Origin of the sequence: Metallibacterium scheffleri (assembly GCF_002077135.1) — a bacterium.
GTDB lineage: Bacteria > Pseudomonadota > Gammaproteobacteria > Xanthomonadales > Rhodanobacteraceae > Metallibacterium > Metallibacterium scheffleri.
This window is the reverse complement of sequence record NZ_LDOS01000001.1, coordinates 87,854-105,962: the sequence shown is the minus strand read 5'-3', so window position 1 is coordinate 105,962 and position 18,109 is coordinate 87,854. Positions and strand designations below refer to the sequence as shown.

General features: G+C 68.0%; 14 protein-coding genes. 10 read left to right on the top strand and 4 right to left on the bottom strand.

The window, feature by feature from the left end; genetic code table 11:
• Nucleotides 1-25: 25 nt before the first annotated feature.
• Both Mschef_RS00485 and Mschef_RS00480 read right to left on the bottom strand, forming a co-directional pair.
• Nucleotides 26-712 (bottom strand): ArsR/SmtB family transcription factor, encoded by a 687-nt coding sequence (locus tag Mschef_RS00485; RefSeq protein WP_081126730.1) that lies wholly within the window; start codon nt 710-712, stop codon nt 26-28.
• 114 nt (nt 713-826) lie between these two features.
• Nucleotides 827-1,387: a MarR family winged helix-turn-helix transcriptional regulator gene (locus Mschef_RS00480; protein WP_206780143.1), complete on the bottom strand. Its 561-nt coding sequence runs from the start codon at nt 1,385-1,387 to the stop codon at nt 827-829.
• On the opposite strand from Mschef_RS00480, the gene Mschef_RS00475 reads away from it, so the two are divergent.
• From Mschef_RS00475 to Mschef_RS00455, 5 genes are all read left to right on the top strand, one after another.
• The gene (locus Mschef_RS00475; protein WP_197686700.1) at nt 1,359-1,856 is read left to right on the top strand and encodes a carboxymuconolactone decarboxylase family protein; all 498 of its coding nucleotides are present in this window, start codon (nt 1,359-1,361) and stop codon (nt 1,854-1,856) included. The genes Mschef_RS00480 and Mschef_RS00475 overlap by 29 nt on opposite strands.
• Nucleotides 1,853-2,314 (top strand): GNAT family N-acetyltransferase, encoded by a 462-nt coding sequence (locus Mschef_RS00470; RefSeq protein ID WP_168708905.1) that lies wholly within the window; start codon nt 1,853-1,855, stop codon nt 2,312-2,314. The genes Mschef_RS00475 and Mschef_RS00470 overlap by 4 nt, the downstream gene beginning before the upstream one ends.
• A gap of 6 nt (nt 2,315-2,320) precedes the next feature.
• Complete coding sequence (locus Mschef_RS00465) at nt 2,321-2,953, top strand: FMN-dependent NADH-azoreductase (RefSeq protein ID WP_081125910.1); 633 nt, start codon at nt 2,321-2,323, stop codon at nt 2,951-2,953.
• 148 nt (nt 2,954-3,101) lie between these two features.
• Nucleotides 3,102-4,439: an MFS transporter gene (locus Mschef_RS00460; RefSeq protein WP_081125909.1), complete on the top strand. Its 1,338-nt coding sequence runs from the start codon at nt 3,102-3,104 to the stop codon at nt 4,437-4,439.
• 64 nt (nt 4,440-4,503) lie between these two features.
• Nucleotides 4,504-6,339 carry a monovalent cation:proton antiporter-2 (CPA2) family protein gene (locus Mschef_RS00455; RefSeq protein WP_081125908.1) on the top strand — a complete coding sequence of 612 codons (1,836 nt, stop codon included), beginning with the start codon at nt 4,504-4,506 and terminating at the stop codon, nt 6,337-6,339.
• Here the strand turns inward: Mschef_RS00455 and Mschef_RS00450 are convergent.
• Entirely contained in the window at nt 6,302-9,733 is a 3,432-nt protein-coding gene (locus Mschef_RS00450; protein ID WP_081125907.1) for an ankyrin repeat domain-containing protein, read from the bottom strand. The two genes, Mschef_RS00455 and Mschef_RS00450, sit on opposite strands and share 38 nt — an antisense overlap.
• A gap of 287 nt (nt 9,734-10,020) precedes the next feature.
• Between Mschef_RS00450 and Mschef_RS00445 the strand changes: the two genes are divergently transcribed.
• Nucleotides 10,021-11,364, top strand: coding sequence for an OmpP1/FadL family transporter (locus Mschef_RS00445; protein ID WP_242426403.1), 1,344 nt, complete (start codon nt 10,021-10,023; stop codon nt 11,362-11,364).
• A 68-nt stretch (nt 11,365-11,432) separates the two neighbouring features.
• On the opposite strand, the gene putA is transcribed toward Mschef_RS00445, so the two are convergent.
• The gene (gene putA, locus Mschef_RS00440) at nt 11,433-14,576 is read right to left on the bottom strand and encodes a bifunctional proline dehydrogenase/L-glutamate gamma-semialdehyde dehydrogenase PutA (protein WP_081125906.1); all 3,144 of its coding nucleotides are present in this window, start codon (nt 14,574-14,576) and stop codon (nt 11,433-11,435) included.
• A gap of 204 nt (nt 14,577-14,780) precedes the next feature.
• On the opposite strand from putA, the gene Mschef_RS00435 reads away from it, so the two are divergent.
• Genes Mschef_RS00435 through Mschef_RS17555 form a run of 4 tightly spaced genes read left to right on the top strand, consistent with a single transcriptional unit; the run spans nt 14,781 to nt 18,079 of the window.
• A complete protein-coding gene (locus Mschef_RS00435) occupies nt 14,781-15,290 on the top strand; it encodes a DUF2244 domain-containing protein (RefSeq protein WP_168708906.1) in 510 nt (169 codons plus the stop codon).
• Nucleotides 15,287-16,234, top strand: a complete 948-nt coding sequence (coxB, locus tag Mschef_RS00430) for a cytochrome c oxidase subunit II (RefSeq protein WP_081125904.1) — start codon at nt 15,287-15,289, stop codon at nt 16,232-16,234. The genes Mschef_RS00435 and coxB overlap by 4 nt, the downstream gene beginning before the upstream one ends.
• A 30-nt stretch (nt 16,235-16,264) precedes the next feature.
• Complete coding sequence (gene ctaD / locus Mschef_RS00425; RefSeq protein ID WP_081125903.1) at nt 16,265-17,887, top strand: cytochrome c oxidase subunit I; 1,623 nt, start codon at nt 16,265-16,267, stop codon at nt 17,885-17,887.
• Nucleotides 17,888-17,929: 42 nt separating this feature from the next.
• Nucleotides 17,930-18,079 carry a hypothetical protein gene (locus Mschef_RS17555; protein WP_168708907.1) on the top strand — a complete coding sequence of 50 codons (150 nt, stop codon included), beginning with the start codon at nt 17,930-17,932 and terminating at the stop codon, nt 18,077-18,079.
• Nucleotides 18,080-18,109: the final 30 nt, after the last annotated feature.

Sequence of the window (18,109 nt, the reverse complement as noted above, 5' to 3'; positions counted from 1 at the left end):
GGCGCACCAGCGTTGCCGGTTTGCATCAGATAGTCGCTGTGAACGCCGATCCGAAGGATGCCGCGAGCCCCTTGGCCCCGGCCTTGGTGACGCTGACCGCGCGGCTGTCAAGGTGATGCCGCACCCAGCCCAGTTCCACGCAGCGGCGGTACCAAGCCACGCCGACGGGGCCGCTCAGATGATGGCGGCGCTCGCTCCAGTCGATGCAGGTCTTGCTCACCGGCTGGCGGCGCAGGGCGCGCGTGTCGAGGCCGAAGTCATCGAGCAGGGCCAGGCCGCGTGGCGTGAAATGCGCCAGGTCGTCTTCGATGTGCAGCGCTCCGCGCGCCAACAACCCGTCACAGATCGATACCCCCAGCCGCCCAGCAAGATGGCTGTAGCAGGTGCGCCCGGCTTGCAACAGCGGATCGACGTGTGATGACACCCGCGCCGGGTTTTGCGCCGCCACCAGCATCAGCGATTCCAGCAACGCGGCGACCTGCGCCGACGCCAGCCGGTAGTAGCGGTGGCGCCCCTGCTGCTTCGCGTCCAGCAGCCCCGCCTCGCGCATCGCGGCCAGATGCCCGCTGGCGGTGGCCGCGCTCACCCCGGCGCAGGCCGCCAGTTCGCCCGCAGGCAGCGCCCGGCCATCGCCCAGTGCCAGCAGCATGGCCGCGCGCGCGGGTTCGCCCACCAACGCGGCGATGCGGGCGATGTCGATGTCGTGGGTCATGGTGAGTTTCCGATGTTGCGGCTTGCTGGAGCGTGATTGTGAGTGCAGCACGCGGGCCATGCTTCGGCGCGCGCCGAAGCATGGCGATGCTTTCCGCAACAAGGCTGCAGATCATTATTGGGTGTCAGCGATGCGCACCAACCAACGGCGAATGATCTTTTCCTCTGCGGCTGAGAGGCCCGACAACAGCTCGTCCTTGACGAGCTTGACCTTGCTGCGGCAGGCGGCCAGCTGTTGCTTGCCTGATGCTGTGACAGCGATGTGCTGAATGCGCCCGTGCACCGCGTGGGCGTGGCGTTCGATAGCTCCGCTGCGCTCCAGATTGGTGACGATCACGCTCACCGTCTGTGGCGTCAGTAAGGACACACGCGCCAGATCGGCCCCCGACGCTCCCGGGTACGCCATGAGCATGGTCAGCACCATGAACTGCGGCAGCGTTAGTGCGCTATCGGCCAGCGCCTGCTCCATATGTTGCCGATGCGCCGTCTGCGCCTGTCGCAGCAGGTAGCCGATGTGCCCCTGCTCGCCGCGCTTGCCTTCGCCGACAGCGGGAACCGACGTGGGGTGCTGAGTTTTTCCCATAATGTTCGAATTCGAATATAGTGTTCGTGCTTTGATATTACTCCGACCAGACAGGAACCCAACCGTGAACCACCATGCATCAACGCCGCGCATCTCTTGGGATACCTTCGAGTGCAGTATTCCGGCTGCACCTGCTGCACTGCGCGCACTCGGCAAAGCCGTGGACGACAGCGGGCTCGACAAGTGCTTGACCGAACTGATCAAGCTGCGCGTCTCGCAGATCAACGGTTGCGCCTATTGCATCCAGTACCACTTGAATCAGGCGCGTCGTCAGGGCGTGCCGGACCATCAGCTGGACTTGGTCGCCGCCTGGCGCGATGCCGGGGCTTTCACGGTGCGCGAATGCGCCGCCTTGGCCTGGGCCGAAGCGTTGACCGGAATGGCCGGATCGCATGTTCCAGATTCCGCTTACGACGGTCTGCAATCTCTGTTCCAAGAAGTCGAAATCGTCGCCTTGACCACTGCGATAGCGACGATCAACGCGTGGAACCGCATCGCGGGCACGCTGCGCTTCACGCCGCCAATTCCGAGTCAGGCACACGCAAGCGGGAGCGCGGCATGATGACTTTTACCCCTGACATTCAGATGGTCGAAGAGGAAGCGCATGCACGGCGGTGCCATCCCTTGATGGTGCAGTTGCGTCCACATCTGACATCGGAGGATGAATTCGTCAGCCGTTGGCACCGACAGTCCCTGGACGGTTATCGATTGCTCGCGCTGCACGCGGGTTCAAACGTCTTAGCGTTGGCAGGCTATCGGGTTCAGGAGAATCTGGTGTCCGGCCGCCATATGTATGTGGACGATCTGGTAACCGATGCCTGCTTGCGCGGCTCCGGTCATGGTGCCGAATTGATGACACGCCTCAAGCAAGACGCGCGCCTGTTGGGCTGTACCAAGCTGCTGCTGGATACCCCGCTATCGAACGCACTCGGTCAGCGCTTCTATTTTCGCCAAGGGCTGCTCGCCACGGCGTTGCGCTTCAGTCTGCCGATCGCCGCCGAAGTGTCATTGGTAAGCTGATCGGCGATGAAAACCTTGTTGCATGTCTCGGCAAGCCCACGGCACGCGGCCTCGCACAGTAGAAAGGCAGCGGCGGCGGCGATTGCGCACCTGCAGTTACACCATCCGGCCTTGCAGGTGATCGAACGGGATCTTGGGATGGAACCCTTGCCACACCCCGATGCGGCGTTCGTCCAAGCGAGTCTGCTGCCGGATGCGCAACGCGATGCTGCACAGCGTGTCGTGCTGCGACTTTCGGATCGGTTGATTGCTGAACTGTCCAGCGCCGATGCGATCGTGTTGTCCACGCCGATGCACAACTTCACGCTGCCCTCGGTACTGAAAGCCTGGATCGACCATGTCGTGCGTCCTCGACAAACCTTTCGGCTAGATGCAAACGGGAAAACGGGCCTGTTGCGCGACCGACCGGTGCGCGTCGTGCTGGCCAGCGGAGGCAGCCTCGGTGCCGAACCGGGGGGACAGGTCGACTTTGTCACTCCCTATTTGCGCTACGTGTTTGAGGTGATCGGCCTGCGGGATTTCAAGGCGGTTTCGCTGGAGAACTGCAATCGACGCACGTCGGTTAGTGCGCTGCCAACTATCACATCGAGTTGGTTGGATATTGATTGCCGCGCTGACCATTGCGCTCCCATCGGATAGCTGATCGGGTCATAGCGGCGTCCCGGTATGTGTGGCTCGCATGGGCCTGATTGTGGTCGCTGTGCGGACACGACACTTCGGTGCGCGCCGAATCATGACATTGCGCGCGCGGCGACGATGACGGCCTGCCCACCTCGCAGTTCACGCCATGTCTAATGCCCATGCAGCGCACGCCGATCGCCGCACCATCCTGTTCATCCTGTGCCTAGCCGTGCTCATCGCGCAGGTCGATACCTCGGTGGTCAATCTCGCGGTGCATGCCATCGGCGTCGGCCTGCACGCGCCGCTGCCGGCGCTGCAATGGGTGCTGGATGGCTACAACCTGAGCTATGCCGCGCTGCTGATGACCGGCGGCACCCTGGCCGATCTGCTCGGGCGGCGGCGCGTGCTGCAGGTGGGCGCGGCGGTGTTCGTGCTGGGTTCCTTGCTCGCCGGGCTGGCGCCCAATATCGCCGCACTGATTGCCGGGCGCGTGTTGGCGGGCATCGGCGCGGCCTTGCTGCTGCCCGCCAGTCTGGCGCTGATTCGCGTCATCTGGGCCGACCCGCACGAGCGCGCCCACGCCATCGGCGTGTGGGCCGGCGCCAACGGCGCGGCGCTGGCCATCGGTCCGACGCTGGGCGGCTGGCTGATCCAGACCGCGGGCTGGCGCAGCGTGTTTCTGCTCATCGTGCCCATCGGCCTCGCGGTGCTGCTGTGGGCGCCGCGCGCCATCCCGGAATCGCGTGATGCGCAGGGGCGGCGCGTCGATCTGCCGGGGCAGTTGTTCGGCGGCCTCGCGCTGGCCGCACTGGCGGTGGCCGCCATCGTGCAGCGCCTGCTGTGGCCCGCCGTGGTGGTGGCGCTGCTGGCCGCGCTGCTGTTCGTGCGCGTCGAACGGCGTGCGGGCGCGGGGGCGATGATTCCGCTGCCGCTGCTGCGCAACGCGCGGCTGGCCGCGGTGAACGGCGTGGCCGCGGCGATGACCTTCGGCATGTACGGCGTGCTGTTCCTGCTGCCGCTGAACTGGTTGCGCGCGAACGTGCTCGACGCCACCGGCGCGGGACTGGCGCTGCTGCCGATGTCGCTGGCCTTCGTCGCGCTGTCGCATCGCTCCGGCCCGTGGAGCAAGCGCTTCGGCACGCGGCGGCTGATGGCGGGCGGCATGGCGCTGATCGGCGCGGGCATCGCCGTGCTGGCGTGTTCGCACGCGGGGCAACGCCTGTGGCTGGCCGAAGCTGGCCTGTTGCTCACCGGCGTGGGCATGGCGCTGAACACCGGCCCGGTGCTGGCCAGCGCCGTGGCGGCGGTGGAGCCCGCCCGCGCCGGCACCGCTTCGGCCATGGTCAACACCGCGCGCATGATCGGCGCCACGCTGGGCGTCGGCGTGCTGGGCAGCGTGTTCGCGGCGGGCAGCAACGTGGGCGCGGGGTTCGCTGCGGCGATGGCGCTCGGCGCGGCAGTAGTGTTCGCGGGCGTGCTGCTGGCCATGTCGGCAGATGCCTGAGCACACTCGTGTCGACCCGGCACCGTGCGGTTAAAGTGATCGCGGGTTCCAAGCCGGGCGCATCGTGCACTCGCATTCGCTGCTGTTGCCGCTGCTGATTTTTCTGCTGGCCATCGTCATCGCGGTGCCGCTGGCCAGCCGCCTGCGCCTGGGCGCGGTGCTGGGCTATCTCGGCGCGGGCATGCTGATCGGGCCGCACGGTCTGGGTTGGGTGCGGGGCGGCAGCACGCTGGACACGCTGTCGGAATTGGGCGTGGTGCTGCTGCTGTTCCTGATCGGGCTGGAACTGTCGCCGCAGCGCTTGTGGGTGATGCGGCGCCAGGTGTTCGGCTACGGCGCGCTGCAGGTGCTGGTGTCGGCGGCGCTGCTGGGCGTGACGGCGCATTTCGGGCTGGGGCTGGGCGCGCGCGCGGCGAGCGTGGTCGGGCTGGGCTTGGCGTTGTCCTCGACGGCGTTCGGTTTGCAGATTCTCGGCGAGCGCAAGGAGCTGCCCAGCGCCTACGGACGCCTGGCGTTCGCGCTGCTGCTGTTTCAGGACCTGGCGGCGATTCCGCTGATCGCGGCGGTGCCGCTGCTGGCACCCGGCGCGCAGGCCGATGCGCCGCTGTGGCCGCGCCTGCTGCAAGTCGCCGGCGTGGTGCTGGTGGTGGTGCTGGGTGGGCGCCTGCTGCTGCGGCCGCTGTTTCGCATGGCCGCGCGCGTGCAGCAGGTGGAAGTATCCACGGCGATGGCGTTGCTGGTGGCGCTGGGTACGGCGTGGCTGGTCGGGCAGGCGGGCGCATCGATGGCGCTGGGCGCGTTTCTGGCCGGCCTGCTGCTAGCCGATTCGGAATATCGCCATGAGCTGGAAGCCAGCATCGAGCCGTTCAAGGGCCTGCTGCTGGGCTTGTTTTTCATCAGCGTGGGCATGGCCGCCAACTTGCCGCTGCTGTTGCGCGAGCCGCTGCTGATCGCGGCGCTGGTGCTGGGCCTGTTGCTGATCAAGGCGCCCGTGCTGTACGCGCTGGGTCGCGCTGGCTTGCGCGATGCCAGCGCCGCGCTGCGGTTGACCGTGCTGCTGGCCGGCGGTGGCGAGTTCGCCTTCGTGGTGTTTCAACTGGCGCGCGCGCACGGTTTGCTCGATGCAGCGATGCACCAGCGCTTGGTGCTGGCGATCACCCTGAGCATGGCGCTGACGCCGCTGCTGGTGGCCGCGATCCATGTACTGCTGGCGCGGCGCCCGAATACGCCGCAGCGGCCATTCGATGCGATCCCGGCCGAGCACATGCCGCGCGTGATCATCGCCGGCTATGGTCGCGTCGGGCAGATCGTGGCGCGCGTGCTGCAGGCGCACGGCATTCCCTTCACCGCGCTGGAGCATTCGATCGAGCAGGTGGAAACCTCGCGCCGTTACAGCGGCATGCGCATTTTCTTCGGCGATCCGGGCCGCCCCGAACTGTTGCGCGCCGCGCAGGTCGCGCAGGCCGAGGTGTTCGTGCTGGCCACCGACGATCCGGAGACCAATCTGCGCACCGCGCGTCTGGTGCGACGCCTGTATCCGGGGCTCAAGGTGATCGCGCGCGCGCGCAATCGCCAGCACGCGTTTCGGCTGATGGATCTGCAGCCACACCGTGTGGTGCGCGAGACCTTCCATTCCAGTCTGGTGATGGCGCGCCAGGTGCTGGAGACGCTGGGCTTCGATGCCGCCACCGCGGCCGCGCACGTCGAGCGTTTCCGCAAGCACGACGAAGACCTGCTGCGCCGGCAGCACGAGGTTTACGACGACGAGACCAAGCTGGTGCAATCCACGCGCGAGGCACTGGCCGATCTGGAACGCCTGTTCGAGGCCGATGCCGCGGAGAGCGATGCGACCGCTGTGCCGCTCAATCCTCGGCCGCCGGGCGCAACAAAGTCCGCTTGACGCCGGGCAGCGCGCGCGCTTCCAGTTCCAGCGCCAGATCGCTGAAGCCCAGGCGCTGCGCTACCTCGGCCGGGGTGCGTCCCCACGCATCGCGGACCTGCAGCGGTGCGCCACGACTGATCAGGGTGCGCGCCGGACCCAACAGCGCGTGCAGCGCGCAGGCGTGCAGCGCGGTGACGCCGCGCTGGTCGGCATGCGCGACCTCGGCACCGGCATCCAGCAGCAGTGGCAGCAATGCGCCGAGATGCGTCGCATCACCATCCTGACCGGGCGGCGCGTGCGCGCCCAGCAGCAGCAGCAGCGCACTCATGCCGCCGCTGTCGCTGTGGTTGACCGCGGCACCGTGGCGCAGCAGCACGTCGAACACGCGCCGCGCGCCGAGGCTGTCGCCACGATCGAACGCGTAGCGCGCTGCCGCCAGCAATGCGCTCTGGCCGTGTTCGCTGCTGGCGTTGACGTCCGCGCCCGCGCCGAGCAGTAGCTCCAGCAGATCGGCGCTGCCGCGCGCCGCCGCCAGCATCAGCGCGCGTGCGCCGCCGGCCAGCGGCTGATCGACCGCGGCGCCATGTTGCAACAGCAGCTCGACCAATGCGCGCTGGCGCCCGTTGACCGCCGCGGCGAGGCAACTGACACCGCTGCTGCCGAGCACGTCCAGGCGTGCGCCTGCAGCGATCAGCACGCGCGCCAGATCGGCGAAGCCGCGTCCGCTGGCATGCAGCAGGGCGCTGTAGCCGGCGGCATCCGCGTGATCCACCGCGAAGCCCAGTTGCAGCAGACGCCGCACCGCGGCGAGGTCACCGCAGGCGGCGGCAGCGGGCAGATCCTCGGCGCGCAGTGCACGTCGCGGCAGCGCGTAGCCGCCGTCCCAGCGCAGCCAGTCGATCAGCGCGGCGTCGCCCTGCGCCAGCGCCAGGCCCAGCGGCGTCTCGCCGTTGTCGCTGCTGGCCTGGGCATCGGCACCTGCGGCGATCAGGCTGCGTACCAGTGGCAGTGCCTGTGCCGCCGGCAGTTGCAGTGCGTGGTGCAAGGGCGCACGTGCGCGCGCATCGCGCGCATTGGGATCGGCGCCGCGCGCCAGCAGCGCATCCAGCGCCGCCTGCCAGCCGGCCGCGGCGGCCAGACTCAGCGGCGTGCGTCCGGCGTCGCTGGCGCCAAAGGCATCGGCGCCGCGCGCCAGCAGCGCCTCAGTCAGCGCCGCGCCTTCCGGGGTATTGCCCAGATGCGCCAGCATGCGTGCCAGCAGTCCGCCGCCAGCCGGGCTGGCGCCTTGTTCGAGCAATTCCTCCAGCGCTTCCAGCGTGTCCGGCAGGCGCTGGATGAGTGCATCGAACAGGCGTGTGCCGTCTTCCAGGCGCGCCTCGCCCAGTGCGCCGCGGTCCAGCAGCCAGCGCCGCGCGCTGTCGTAGCCGCCGCCGGCCAGTTGCAGATACAGCTCGGCCAGGCTGTGCGCGGGCCAGGTATCGAGAGAGCGCTCGAAAGTGGACACCGCGGCCCAGTGCTCGCCGCGCAGCGCGTCGAGCAGATCGGCGGGGCTGTCGGCACCGGGCGCGGGCATGACCTGGCCACGCAGACTGGCCGGCAGCGGCGTGTCCGGGGCCAGCGCCGCGACCAGATCCCAGCGCCCGGCGGCACTGGCGTGGTCCAGCGCGCTGCGGCCATCGCTGCCGCGGCGTCGTGCATCGGCGCCCAGCGCCAGCAGCGCCAGCACCGCGGCTGCATCCGCGCGCGGCGACTGGCAGGCCAGCATCAGCGCATCGCGGCCGTGCACGTCCTGTGCCTGCGCATCGGCGCCAGCCGCGCCCAGCGCCTCGATCAATTCGGCCTTGCCGGCGCGTGCGGCTTCCATCAGCGCGGTCGTGCCATTGCGATCGGCACGGCGCGCATCGGCGCCGCCGGCCAGCAGCAAGCGCAGCAATGCGGGATGCCCTTCCAGCGCCGCGGCCATCAGCGCGCTGCGCCCCAGGCGATCGCAGCGATCGACCTTGGCGCGGTGCTTGAGCAGCAGGCGCGCGCCGGCGATGTCGTCCTCACCGATGCCGCAGGCGGCGACCAGTGGTGGCTCGCCCTCGGCAGGATCGGCCGCGGCACCGTGCTCCAGCAGGAACGCGGTCAGCGTCCAGTTGGCGGCGCGGCAGGCGAGGCTGAGCGCGCTCATGCCCTGCGTGTCGAGTGCATCGATCGCGGCGCCGGCGTCCAGCAGCATCGCGGCGATATTGGGATTGCCGCTGAGCGCGGCGCCGTGCAGTGCGGTGCGGCCCTCGGCGTCGCGCAGGCGCGGATCGGCGCCGTTGGCGAGTAGCGCCAGCACGGCCTCGTCGCGGCCGTGCCAACTATCGCGCGTGGCTGCGTGCAGCGCGGTCAGGCCGCCTTGCAGGCGATTGACCTCGGCACCGCGTCCGATCAATGCGCGCAGCAGGCGCGTATCCGGCAGCACCGCGGCCAGCGCAAGCGCGCTGCGTTGGTCCGCGGCGTCCTTGCGCGCGACGGGATCGCCCGGCGCGCCCGCGTCCAGCAGTGCGAGCGCGGTGTCGCTGTCACCGCGGCGCGCGGCGTCGAGCAGTTGCAGGCCCAGCGCGGCCGGGTCGATGACCGGCGGCGCCGGCGCGGATGGCGCCGCAGGGACGTCCACCAGCGGCGCGGGTGCGGCGTCGGTCGGGGCTGAGCGCAGCGCAAATGCCGGTGTCTGCGTGTCGCCCGCTGCCCGCGCGGAGGAGCCAGCGGCGGCCGCATCCAGCGGCAATGCCAGCGTGCGCGACGCCAGCAGCAGCGTGGCCAGCGGCAGCACGGCAATCGCGTATCCAGCGAGCAGCAGCCATGCCAGTGGCGTGGTGATGGGCAGCAGTGGCAAGCCGCTCAGTGCAATCACGCCGCACGCCAGCAACAACAGCGCCAGCGTCGCCGGCAAGCCGTGGCTGTAGCCGCGGGCGCCACGCGCCGGGGTGCGTCGGGCAAAACGCTGCGCGATCGTCGCACCCATCGCATCGGCGCTGTTCATGACCCCCGGGTTGGCGGCAAATACCTCGGCATAGCGCGTCCAGAACGGCCACAGCGCCAGCAGCGTGACCAGCAATGCGGCGAGCAGCAGGATCATGTTGCCTGGCGCCGCGGGATGGCGTTGCAATTGCAGCAGCGGCCACAGGCACAGCACCAGCAGCAGCAGGCAGGCCAGCGCGAAGCGCGCCAGATGCGCCGGGACACGACGCAGCGTGGCCATTTGCCAGGGCGCACCCGCCGCGCCCAGCGCGTACATGGCTGCGGCCATGGCCAGCGTGTTGGCCAGTAGCAGCAGCAGCACGCGCAGCAGCGGCCATGGCAGCGCCGCCAGCGCCGTGAGCATGAGCGCGGGCGCGAACGCGGCGAGAGCCAGCGGCAGGCGTGGGCGTGGCGACGTCATGCGGCGTGCGGCTCGATCAGGTGAAGTTGCCGAAGTATAGGCAGCGCACGCCGCTGCGTGCTGGCGGGCGGTGCTTGCCGTGCACGGCACTGGCCGTGCGGAGTCTGTGCTGGCGCAGCGCAGGCCCGCGTGCATGGGCATGACCGATGGCCGCTGTGCTGCGCCATGTCTTGCAATACTTTCACGTACGGTGCAGCCTCGCGCGGCTCCCGAAAACGGCGCCCGCGCCGCAAACACGCCCCGCCAGCCTAATGGAGAACACCCGCATGCCCCACAACAAGACTTCCATGCGCACCGCTCACGGTGCCTATGCCGTTGGCGCGCTGGCGCTGGCGGTGGCCGTTGCCCTGGTCGCGCCGCAAGCCGCCCGCGCCAGCGCGTTTCAGTTGAATGAAAACAGCGCCCAGGCCATGGGTCGCGCCTATGCCGGTGACGGCGCCGCACCGGGCGACCCCTCGGTGGTGGTCAACAACCCGGCGTCCATGGCGTGGTTCAAGCACAGCTACCTCCAGGTCAGCGCCACGGCGATCGACTTCAGTTCCCGATTCCACGGCAGCGCCACCGATGCTCTGGGGCAGCCGGTTTCCGGCGGCAACGGCGGCAATGCCGGAGGCACCATCCCGGTGCCGGCGTTCTTTTATCTCCAGCCCATCAACGAGCAGTGGGCGTTCGGCATGGGTGTGTCGGCGCCGTTCGGCTTCCAGACCCAGTACAACCCGACCTGGGTGGGTCGCTACAACGCGATCTTGTCCGACTTCAAATCGGTGGATGCGACCTTCTCGGTGTCATACAAGGTGGCGGACAACTTCGCGCTGGGCGCCAGCCTCATCGCGCAGCGCACCAGCGCGGACCTGACCTCGGCGATCAATTTCGGTTCGATTCTCGCGGCACCGCCATTCAATCTGGCGCCGACCTTCATGCCGCAGTCCGCCGACGGGCTGGCGCAAATCAAGGGCCACAACTGGAAGTGGGGCTGGCAGATCGGCGCGACCTGGAAGCCGACCGACCGCGATACGATCGCCCTGCTGTATCACGCCAAGATCAGCCAGACCCTGACCGGCAACGCCACGTTCACCGTGCCCGCGCAGGTGCAGACCGTGTTCGCCGCCGCGCAGTTGCCGTTGTTCCAGAACACCGGTGGCAGCGCCGCTTTCGCCACCCCCGCGTACGTGAACCTGAGCTACTGGCATGTGTTCAACGATCGCTTCAGCGCCGGCGTGCAGGCCGACTGGACGCAGTGGAGCAGCTTCAAGAATCTCACCGTGGTGTATGCCAACCCGGCGCAGCCGCCCAGCACCGAGGTGTTCAACTGGCGCAACTCGCACTTCATCTCGGTTGGTGGCGATTACCACCTGAGCGACACGCTGACCCTGCGTGCGGGCGTCGGCGTGGACACCTCGCCGACCTACCAGTTGACGCGTGACCCGCGCGTGCCCGACGCCACGCGCCGCTGGCTGACGGTGGGTCTGGGCTACAAGCCGCTGGACAACTTCGAGATCAACGTCGGCTACGCGCATCTGTTCGTCAACAACGCGCATGTCAACAGCGAGAGTCCGACCAACGATCTGCTCACCGGCTACTACACCAACAGTGCCGATCTGCTGTCGGCCTCGGCAACGTATCGCTTCTGATCGCTGCTTCGTTGCGGCAACACAAAACCCGCGCCATGGCGCGGGTTTTTTCGCGCTGGCGCGAGCGCCTACTCGCCCAGCGTCAGCAGCGAGGCATTGCCGCCGGCGGCGGTGGTGTTGACGCTGATCACGCGCTCGGTCATGAAGCGCTGCAGGTAGTGCGGCCCGCCGGCCTTGGGCCCGGTGCCGGACAGCCCCTCGCCGCCGAACGGTTGCACGCCGACCACGGCGCCGATCTGGTTGCGGTTGACGTAGCAGTTGCCGGCACGCACACCCTGGCTGATGCGTTCGATGGTGGTGTCGATGCGGCTGTGGATGCCCAGGGTCAGCCCGTAGCCGGTGGCATTGATCGCGGCGATCACCGCGTCGAGCTGATCGGCCTGCCAGCGCACCACGTGCAGCACCGGACCGAACACCTCGCGCTGCAGCACGCCAATGCTGGCGATCTCGTACGCGCGTGGCGCGAAGAAGGTGCCATGCGCGCACGCGGCGGGCAGCGGTACCTCCGCGATGAGCCGGGCCTCGCGCTGCATGCGCGCCGCATGTGCGGTCAGCACATCCAGCGCGTCCTGGTCGATCACCGGGCCGATGTCGGTGGACAGCAGGCCGGGGTCGCCCAGCTTCAGTTCGGCCATGGCGCCGGCCAGCATGGTCAGCACCTTGTCGGCGATGTCGGCCTGCACGAACAGCACGCGCGCCGCCGAGCAGCGCTGTCCGGCCGAATCGAAGGCCGAGGCGATGGCGTCCTTGACCAGTTGCTCGGGCAGCGCCGAGGAATCGGCGATCAGTGCGTTCTGGCCACCGGTCTCGGCGATCAGCGTGGCGATCGGCGCGTTGCGTGCGGCCAGGCTGCGGTTGATCGCCCAGGCGGTGTCGGTGCCGCCGGTGAAAGCCACGCCGGCCACACGCGCGTCACGGGTGAGCGCCGCGCCGACCGTGGCGCCCTCGCCCGGCACGAATTGCAGTACGTCCGCAGGCACGCCGGCCTCGTGCAGCAGTCGCGTCATGGCGTGGCCAATCAGCGTGGCCTGCTCGGCGGGCTTGGCGATGACGCTGTTGCCGGCGGCCAGCGCGGCGGCGATCTGCCCGCTGAAGATCGCCAGTGGGAAGTTCCACGGGCTGATGCACACGAACACGCCGCGACCGTGCAGATGCATTTGATTCTGCTCGCCGGTGGGACCGGGCAGGGCGATGGGCGCGCCGCACAGGCGCCGCGCTTCGTGCGCGTAGTAGCGCAGGAAGTCGGCGGCCTCGCGCACCTCGGCGACGCTGGCCGGCAGGGTCTTGCCGGCTTCGCGCACGCACAGTGCGATGAACGCGCCGCGGCGCTGCTCGAGCAGATCGGCGGCGCGCTCGAGCGCGGCGGCGCGCGTCGCGGCGGGTGTTGCGTCCCAGCCCGGTTGCGCGGCCACGGCATTGCCCAGCGCGCGCTCGACGCAGGCGTCGTCGGCGTCGAGCCACTGGCCCAGCGTGCGGCGGCGGTCGGCGGGGTCGGTCACCGTGCGTGGCGCGGCGCTGCCGGCGGCAGCGCCCGGCACCAGCGGCGCGGCCCGCCACGGGCCTTGTTCGGCGTTGATCTGCGCGGCCAGCGCGCGCAGCTCGGGATCGTTGGCGAAATTCACGCCCATGGAATTGTTCCTGACCGGGAGATACATCGTGAGGGGGAGCGGAATGCGCGGATGCTGCGCCTGGGCGTTGCGCGTGGCGGCGGCGCAGGGGTCGGCCACCAGTTCGGCCGGCGCCAAGCCGGCGTCGGAGATGCGATTGACGAAACTGGTATTGGCGCCGTTTTCCAGCAGGCGCCGCACCAGATACGGCAGCAGGTCCTCATGGCTGCCGACCGGCGCATACACGCGGCAGGGCACGTCGAGCTTGTCCTTGCCGACGACCTCGGCGTAGAGGTCCGCGCCCATGCCATGCAGGCGCTGGAATTCGAATGGGCGCCCCGCGGCGAGGTGATGGATGGCGGCGACGGTATGCGCGTTGTGCGTGGCGAAGGCCGGAAAGATGCGTGCGCTGCCGGCATCCAGCAGGCGGCGCGCGCAGGCCAGATACGACACGTCGGTGTTGACCTTGCGCGTGAACACCGGATAGTCGGCGTGGCCCAGTTCCTGGGCGCGCTTGATCTCGGCGTCCCAGTACGCGCCCTTGACCAGGCGCACGCACCAGCGCCGGCCCACGGCACGGCTTTGCTCGACCAGCCAGTCGATGACGAAGGGTGTGCGCTTCTGGTAGGCCTGAATGGCCAGGCCGTAGCCGTCCCAGCCATCCAGCGTGCGCTCGGCGAAGACCGTGCCGATCACCTCGAGCGAGAGCTCCAGCCGTTCGGCTTCCTCGGCGTCCACGGTCATGCCGATGCCTTGGGCCTTGGCCAGTTGCGCCAGCTCGAGCAACTGCGGCACCAGCTCGCGCAGCACCCGCGCGCGTTGCGCCACTTCGTAGCGCGGATGCAGTGCCGACAGCTTGACCGAAATCGACGGCGCGTCCAGCACGTCGCGGTAGGGACCGCGCCGGCCCAACGCGCGGATCGCATCGCGGTAGGCCTGCAGATAGCGCGCGGCGTCGGGCGCGGTGAGCGCCGCTTCGCCGAGCATGTCGTAGGAATAGCGGTAAGCGCGTTGCGCTTTTTCGGCGGCACGATCCTGTGCTTCCTCGATGCTGCGGCCCATCACGAACTGGTGGCCCATGATGCGCATGGCCTGGCGCACCGCCAGGCGCACCACCGGCTCACCGCTGCGCCCGGCCATGCGCTTGAGCGCACCCAGCCAGTCGCGCTCGGTGGCGCCGCTCAGTTGCACCAGGCGGCCGGTGAGCAGCAGCCCCCAGGTCGAGGCGTTGACGAACAGCGAGTCGCTCTTGCCGAGGTGCTTTTCCCAGTCGGCGTCGCCGAGCTTGTCCTGGATCAGGCGATCGGCGGTGGCGCTGTCGGGGATGCGCAGCAGCGCCTCGGCCACGCACATCAGCAGCACGCCTTCCTCGCTGGACAGGTCGTACTGGCGCATGAAGGATTCCACCGCGCTCTGCTCCGGGGTGCGCGCGCGCACGTGCTCGACCAAGGCGATCGCTTGCTGCGCGATCGCGGCGGCCGCCGCAGGCGTGGGCATCGCTTCGGCGAGACGTGCCGCCAGGACGCGTTCTTCCGGCTCGCTCCAGGCGGCACTGATGGCTGCAAAGCGCGTGTTGACGGGCAGTTCGGATTCGAGGATGGTCATGGGCAATGCGTCGTGATGCAGCCTGCTAGTTTAGCTGTGGCGCCGATCAGGGCGATGCCGCGATGCGCGCCATGCGGCATGTTGTCGCAGCGCCGGCCAATCGGCACGGGGTTTGACCGCGGTCAAGTCGATGGACGCGATTTTGCGTCTTGCCGGTCGACGCAAGCGGGCGCTATTCTGCAAGCTGAAGGAAACCGAAACGCCGTGATCTCGATCAACACGCCATCGCCGTCTTCAGGTGTGCAGGTTTTGTGGCTGCGGCCCAATCGCGCGCTCAGTCTGCGCGGCCTGCGTTGGGCCGCGGGCCTGCTCGCCGGCTACATCATGCTGGTGGCGCTGGTCAGCAGCCTGGCAGGCAATGCCTACGCGCCATTTTTCGCACTGATCGACGCGGCGGTGGTGGTGCTGGCGTTCGCGGCGGTATGGCGCGCGGGCGAGCGCGCCGAACGCATCACCTTGACCGATGACGCGCTGGAGATCGTGCGCTTTCCCGCGCAGCGCAGCCGCGTGCAACTGCAGCCTTACTGGGTGCGCGTGCGCCTGCAGCCCGGGCATGCGCATCCGCGCCTGACGCTGGTTTCGCACGGACGCGCGCTGGAAATCGGCGCGTTTCTCGGCGAGGAGGAGCGTCAGGTGGTGTGCAAGCAACTTGAAGACAGTCTGGCGCGTTTGCGCCTGCCCGCTCATCAACAGGATCCACGGACAAGCCCATGACCCAGCTCGCGACCCGTCCTGCAACCCGGCCCAGCGCGCATTGGCGTGCGCGCATGCTGCTGGCTCTGGCCGGCATGTTGGTGTCGACGGCTGCGCTGGCCAACCCCGAGCATCCCACGCAATGGCAGATCAACCTCACGCGCGGCGCCAGCCCCCTGTCGCACGACGTGTGGGATCTGCACATGGCGGTGTTCTACGTGTGCGTCGGCATTGGCGTGGTGGTCTACGGGGCCATGATTTACGCCATGCTCAAGTTCCGCAAATCCAAAGGCGCCGAGGCGGCCCAGTTCACACACAACACCAAGGCCGAGGTGATCTGGACGATTCTTCCGGTGCTGATCCTGATTGGCCTGGCGTGGCCAGCCACGCGTATCCTGGTCTATGAAAACAACACCAGCCATTCGGTGTTGACGGTCAAGGTCACCGGCGTGCAATGGAAGTGGTTCTACGAGTACATCGATTACAAAGGCCAGCCGGTCAACAACGTCAGCATCATCTCGATGCTGGCCACCGACAGCAACGATGCGCGGCAGATGGATTCAGGCATCAGTCCGTGGAGCATCAAGTCCGCGCACGGCGTCGATGATTATCTGCTCAACGTTGATCACCCGCTGGTGGTGCCCACGCACACCAAGATCCAGTTTTTGATCACCGCGGCGGACGTGATCCACGGTTTCTGGGTGCCGGCGTTGGGCTGGCAGGCCGACGCCATTCCCGGCCAGATTCACGACGCCTGGGGTCAGCTCGACAAGCCCGGCACCTATCGTGGCCAGTGCGCGCAGTTGTGCGGCCAGGATCACGCGTACATGCCGATCGTGATCAAGGCCGTGCCGCGCGCCGAGTTCCAGCAGTGGCTGGTGACGCAGGAAAACAAATCGCGCATGCAGGATGTTTCCCGTACCGCGCAGGTCGTCGCCGCTCCCGGCGCCGCCCCGCAGGGTTGATCCGATTCACACTGACCGAGGCTTCAGGCCATGAGCACCGACGCCGCCATCCACCACGACGACGCCCACCACGACGACGTGCCCAAGGGTTTCGTCCATCGCTGGCTGTTCGCCACCAACCACAAGGACATCGGCACCATGTACCTGGTGCTGGCGCTGGTGATGTTCTTCATCGGCGGTGCCATGGCCATGGTCATCCGCGCCGAGCTGTTCAAGCCAGGATTGCAGCTGGTGCAGCCATATTTCTTCAATGAGCTGACCACGCTGCACGGCCTGATCATGATCTTCGGCGCGATCATGCCGGCGTTCGTGGGCCTGGCCAACTGGCAGATCCCGATGATGGTCGGCGCGCCCGACATGGCGTTGCCGCGCATGAACAACCTGTCGTTCTGGATCCTGCCGTTTGCTTTCCTGCTGATCCTGTCGACGCTGTTCATGCCCGGCGGCGCGGTCGCCGGTGGCTGGGTGATGTATCCACCGCTGATCCTGCAGACCGGCGAGTCCCTGGCGTTCACCATCTTCGCGATCCACCTGATGGGCATCAGCTCGATCATGGGCGCGATCAACATCATCGCCACCATCCTCAACCTGCGCGCCCCCGGCATGGACCTGCTGAAGATGCCGCTGTTCGTGTGGACCTGGCTGATCACCGCGTTCCTGCTGATCGCGATCATGCCGGTGCTGGCCGGCGCGGTGACCATGTTGCTGACCGACCGGTATTTCGGTACCAATTTCTTCAATGCCGCCGGTGGCGGCGATGTGCTGCTGTACGAGCACATCTTCTGGTTCTTCGGGCACCCCGAGGTGTACGTGATGATCCTGCCGGCGTTCGGCGTCATCTCCGAGGTGATCCCCACGTTCGCGCGCAAGCCGATTTTCGGCTACAAGCCGATGGTTTACGCCACAGCTTCGATCGCCTTCCTGTCGTTCATCGTCTGGGCGCACCACATGTTCACCACCGGCCTGCCGGTGGGCGCGCAGTTGTTCTTCATGTACGCGACCATGCTGATTTCGGTGCCCACCGGGGTGAAGGTGTTCAACTGGGTGGCGACGATGTGGAAGGGCTCGATGACGTTCGAGACGCCGATGCTGTTCGCGGTGGCCTTCGTGATCCTGTTCACCATCGGCGGATTCTCGGGCCTGATGCTCGGCTTGGTGCCGGCCGACTACCAGTACCACAACAGCTACTTCGTGGTGGCGCACTTCCACTACGTGCTGGTCTCGGGCGCGGCCTTCGGCATCATGACCGGCGTGTACTTCTGGCTGCCGAAATGGTCGGGGCACATGTATTCCGAGCGCTGGGGCAAGATCCACTTCTGGCTCAGCGCGATCTCGGTCAACGTGCTGTTCTTCCCGCAGCATTTCCTCGGCCTGGCCGGCATGCCGCGCCGCATCCCCGACTACAACGTGGCGTTCGCCGACTGGAACATGGTCAGCTCGATCGGCGGCTTCGTGTTCGGCGCCAGCCAGCTGATCTTCGTCGGCAATATCATCTACACCGTGTACTTCGCCAGGGACAAGGCGCCGGCACGGGTGTGGGAGGGCGCGCGCGGACTCGAGTGGGAATTGTCCTCGCCGCCACCGCATCACAGCTATCCGACGCCGCCGGAGATCCTGCCCGGGATGCTCGCGCACGGCGATATCACCCACTGAGGATGCTTGCGGCCGGGTGCCCGCGCCCGGTCGGATTTCGCGATGAACAGCAATTCCGGCAAGCATCGTCCCCAGGCCGATGATCCAAAATCGAGTACGCGCCAGAGCAAGGCGCGGCGTACGGCGCTGATCCTGGCGCTGGTCTCGGCCGGGTTCTACGTGGTCTTTTTCCTTGAGCATCTCTTTTTTTGATGCGCGCCGCAGGCGACGCGCGCAACGCCA

Coding starts and splice junctions, on each gene's coding strand:
- Mschef_RS00485 (WP_081126730.1), bottom strand. CDS start 712: ATGACCCACGACATCGACATCGCCCGCATCGCCGCGTTGGTGGGCGAA.
- Mschef_RS00480 (WP_206780143.1), bottom strand. CDS start 1,387: ATGCGCGGCGTTGATGCATGGTGGTTCACGGTTGGGTTCCTGTCTGGT.
- Mschef_RS00470 (WP_168708905.1), top strand. CDS start 1,853: ATGATGACTTTTACCCCTGACATTCAGATGGTCGAAGAGGAAGCGCAT.
- Mschef_RS00465 (WP_081125910.1), top strand. CDS start 2,321: ATGAAAACCTTGTTGCATGTCTCGGCAAGCCCACGGCACGCGGCCTCG.
- Mschef_RS00460 (WP_081125909.1), top strand. CDS start 3,102: ATGTCTAATGCCCATGCAGCGCACGCCGATCGCCGCACCATCCTGTTC.
- Mschef_RS00450 (WP_081125907.1), bottom strand. CDS start 9,733: ATGACGTCGCCACGCCCACGCCTGCCGCTGGCTCTCGCCGCGTTCGCG.
- Mschef_RS00445 (WP_242426403.1), top strand. CDS start 10,021: ATGCGCACCGCTCACGGTGCCTATGCCGTTGGCGCGCTGGCGCTGGCG.
- putA (WP_081125906.1), bottom strand. CDS start 14,576: ATGACCATCCTCGAATCCGAACTGCCCGTCAACACGCGCTTTGCAGCC.
- coxB (WP_081125904.1), top strand. CDS start 15,287: ATGACCCAGCTCGCGACCCGTCCTGCAACCCGGCCCAGCGCGCATTGG.
- ctaD (WP_081125903.1), top strand. CDS start 16,265: ATGAGCACCGACGCCGCCATCCACCACGACGACGCCCACCACGACGAC.
- Mschef_RS17555 (WP_168708907.1), top strand. CDS start 17,930: ATGAACAGCAATTCCGGCAAGCATCGTCCCCAGGCCGATGATCCAAAA.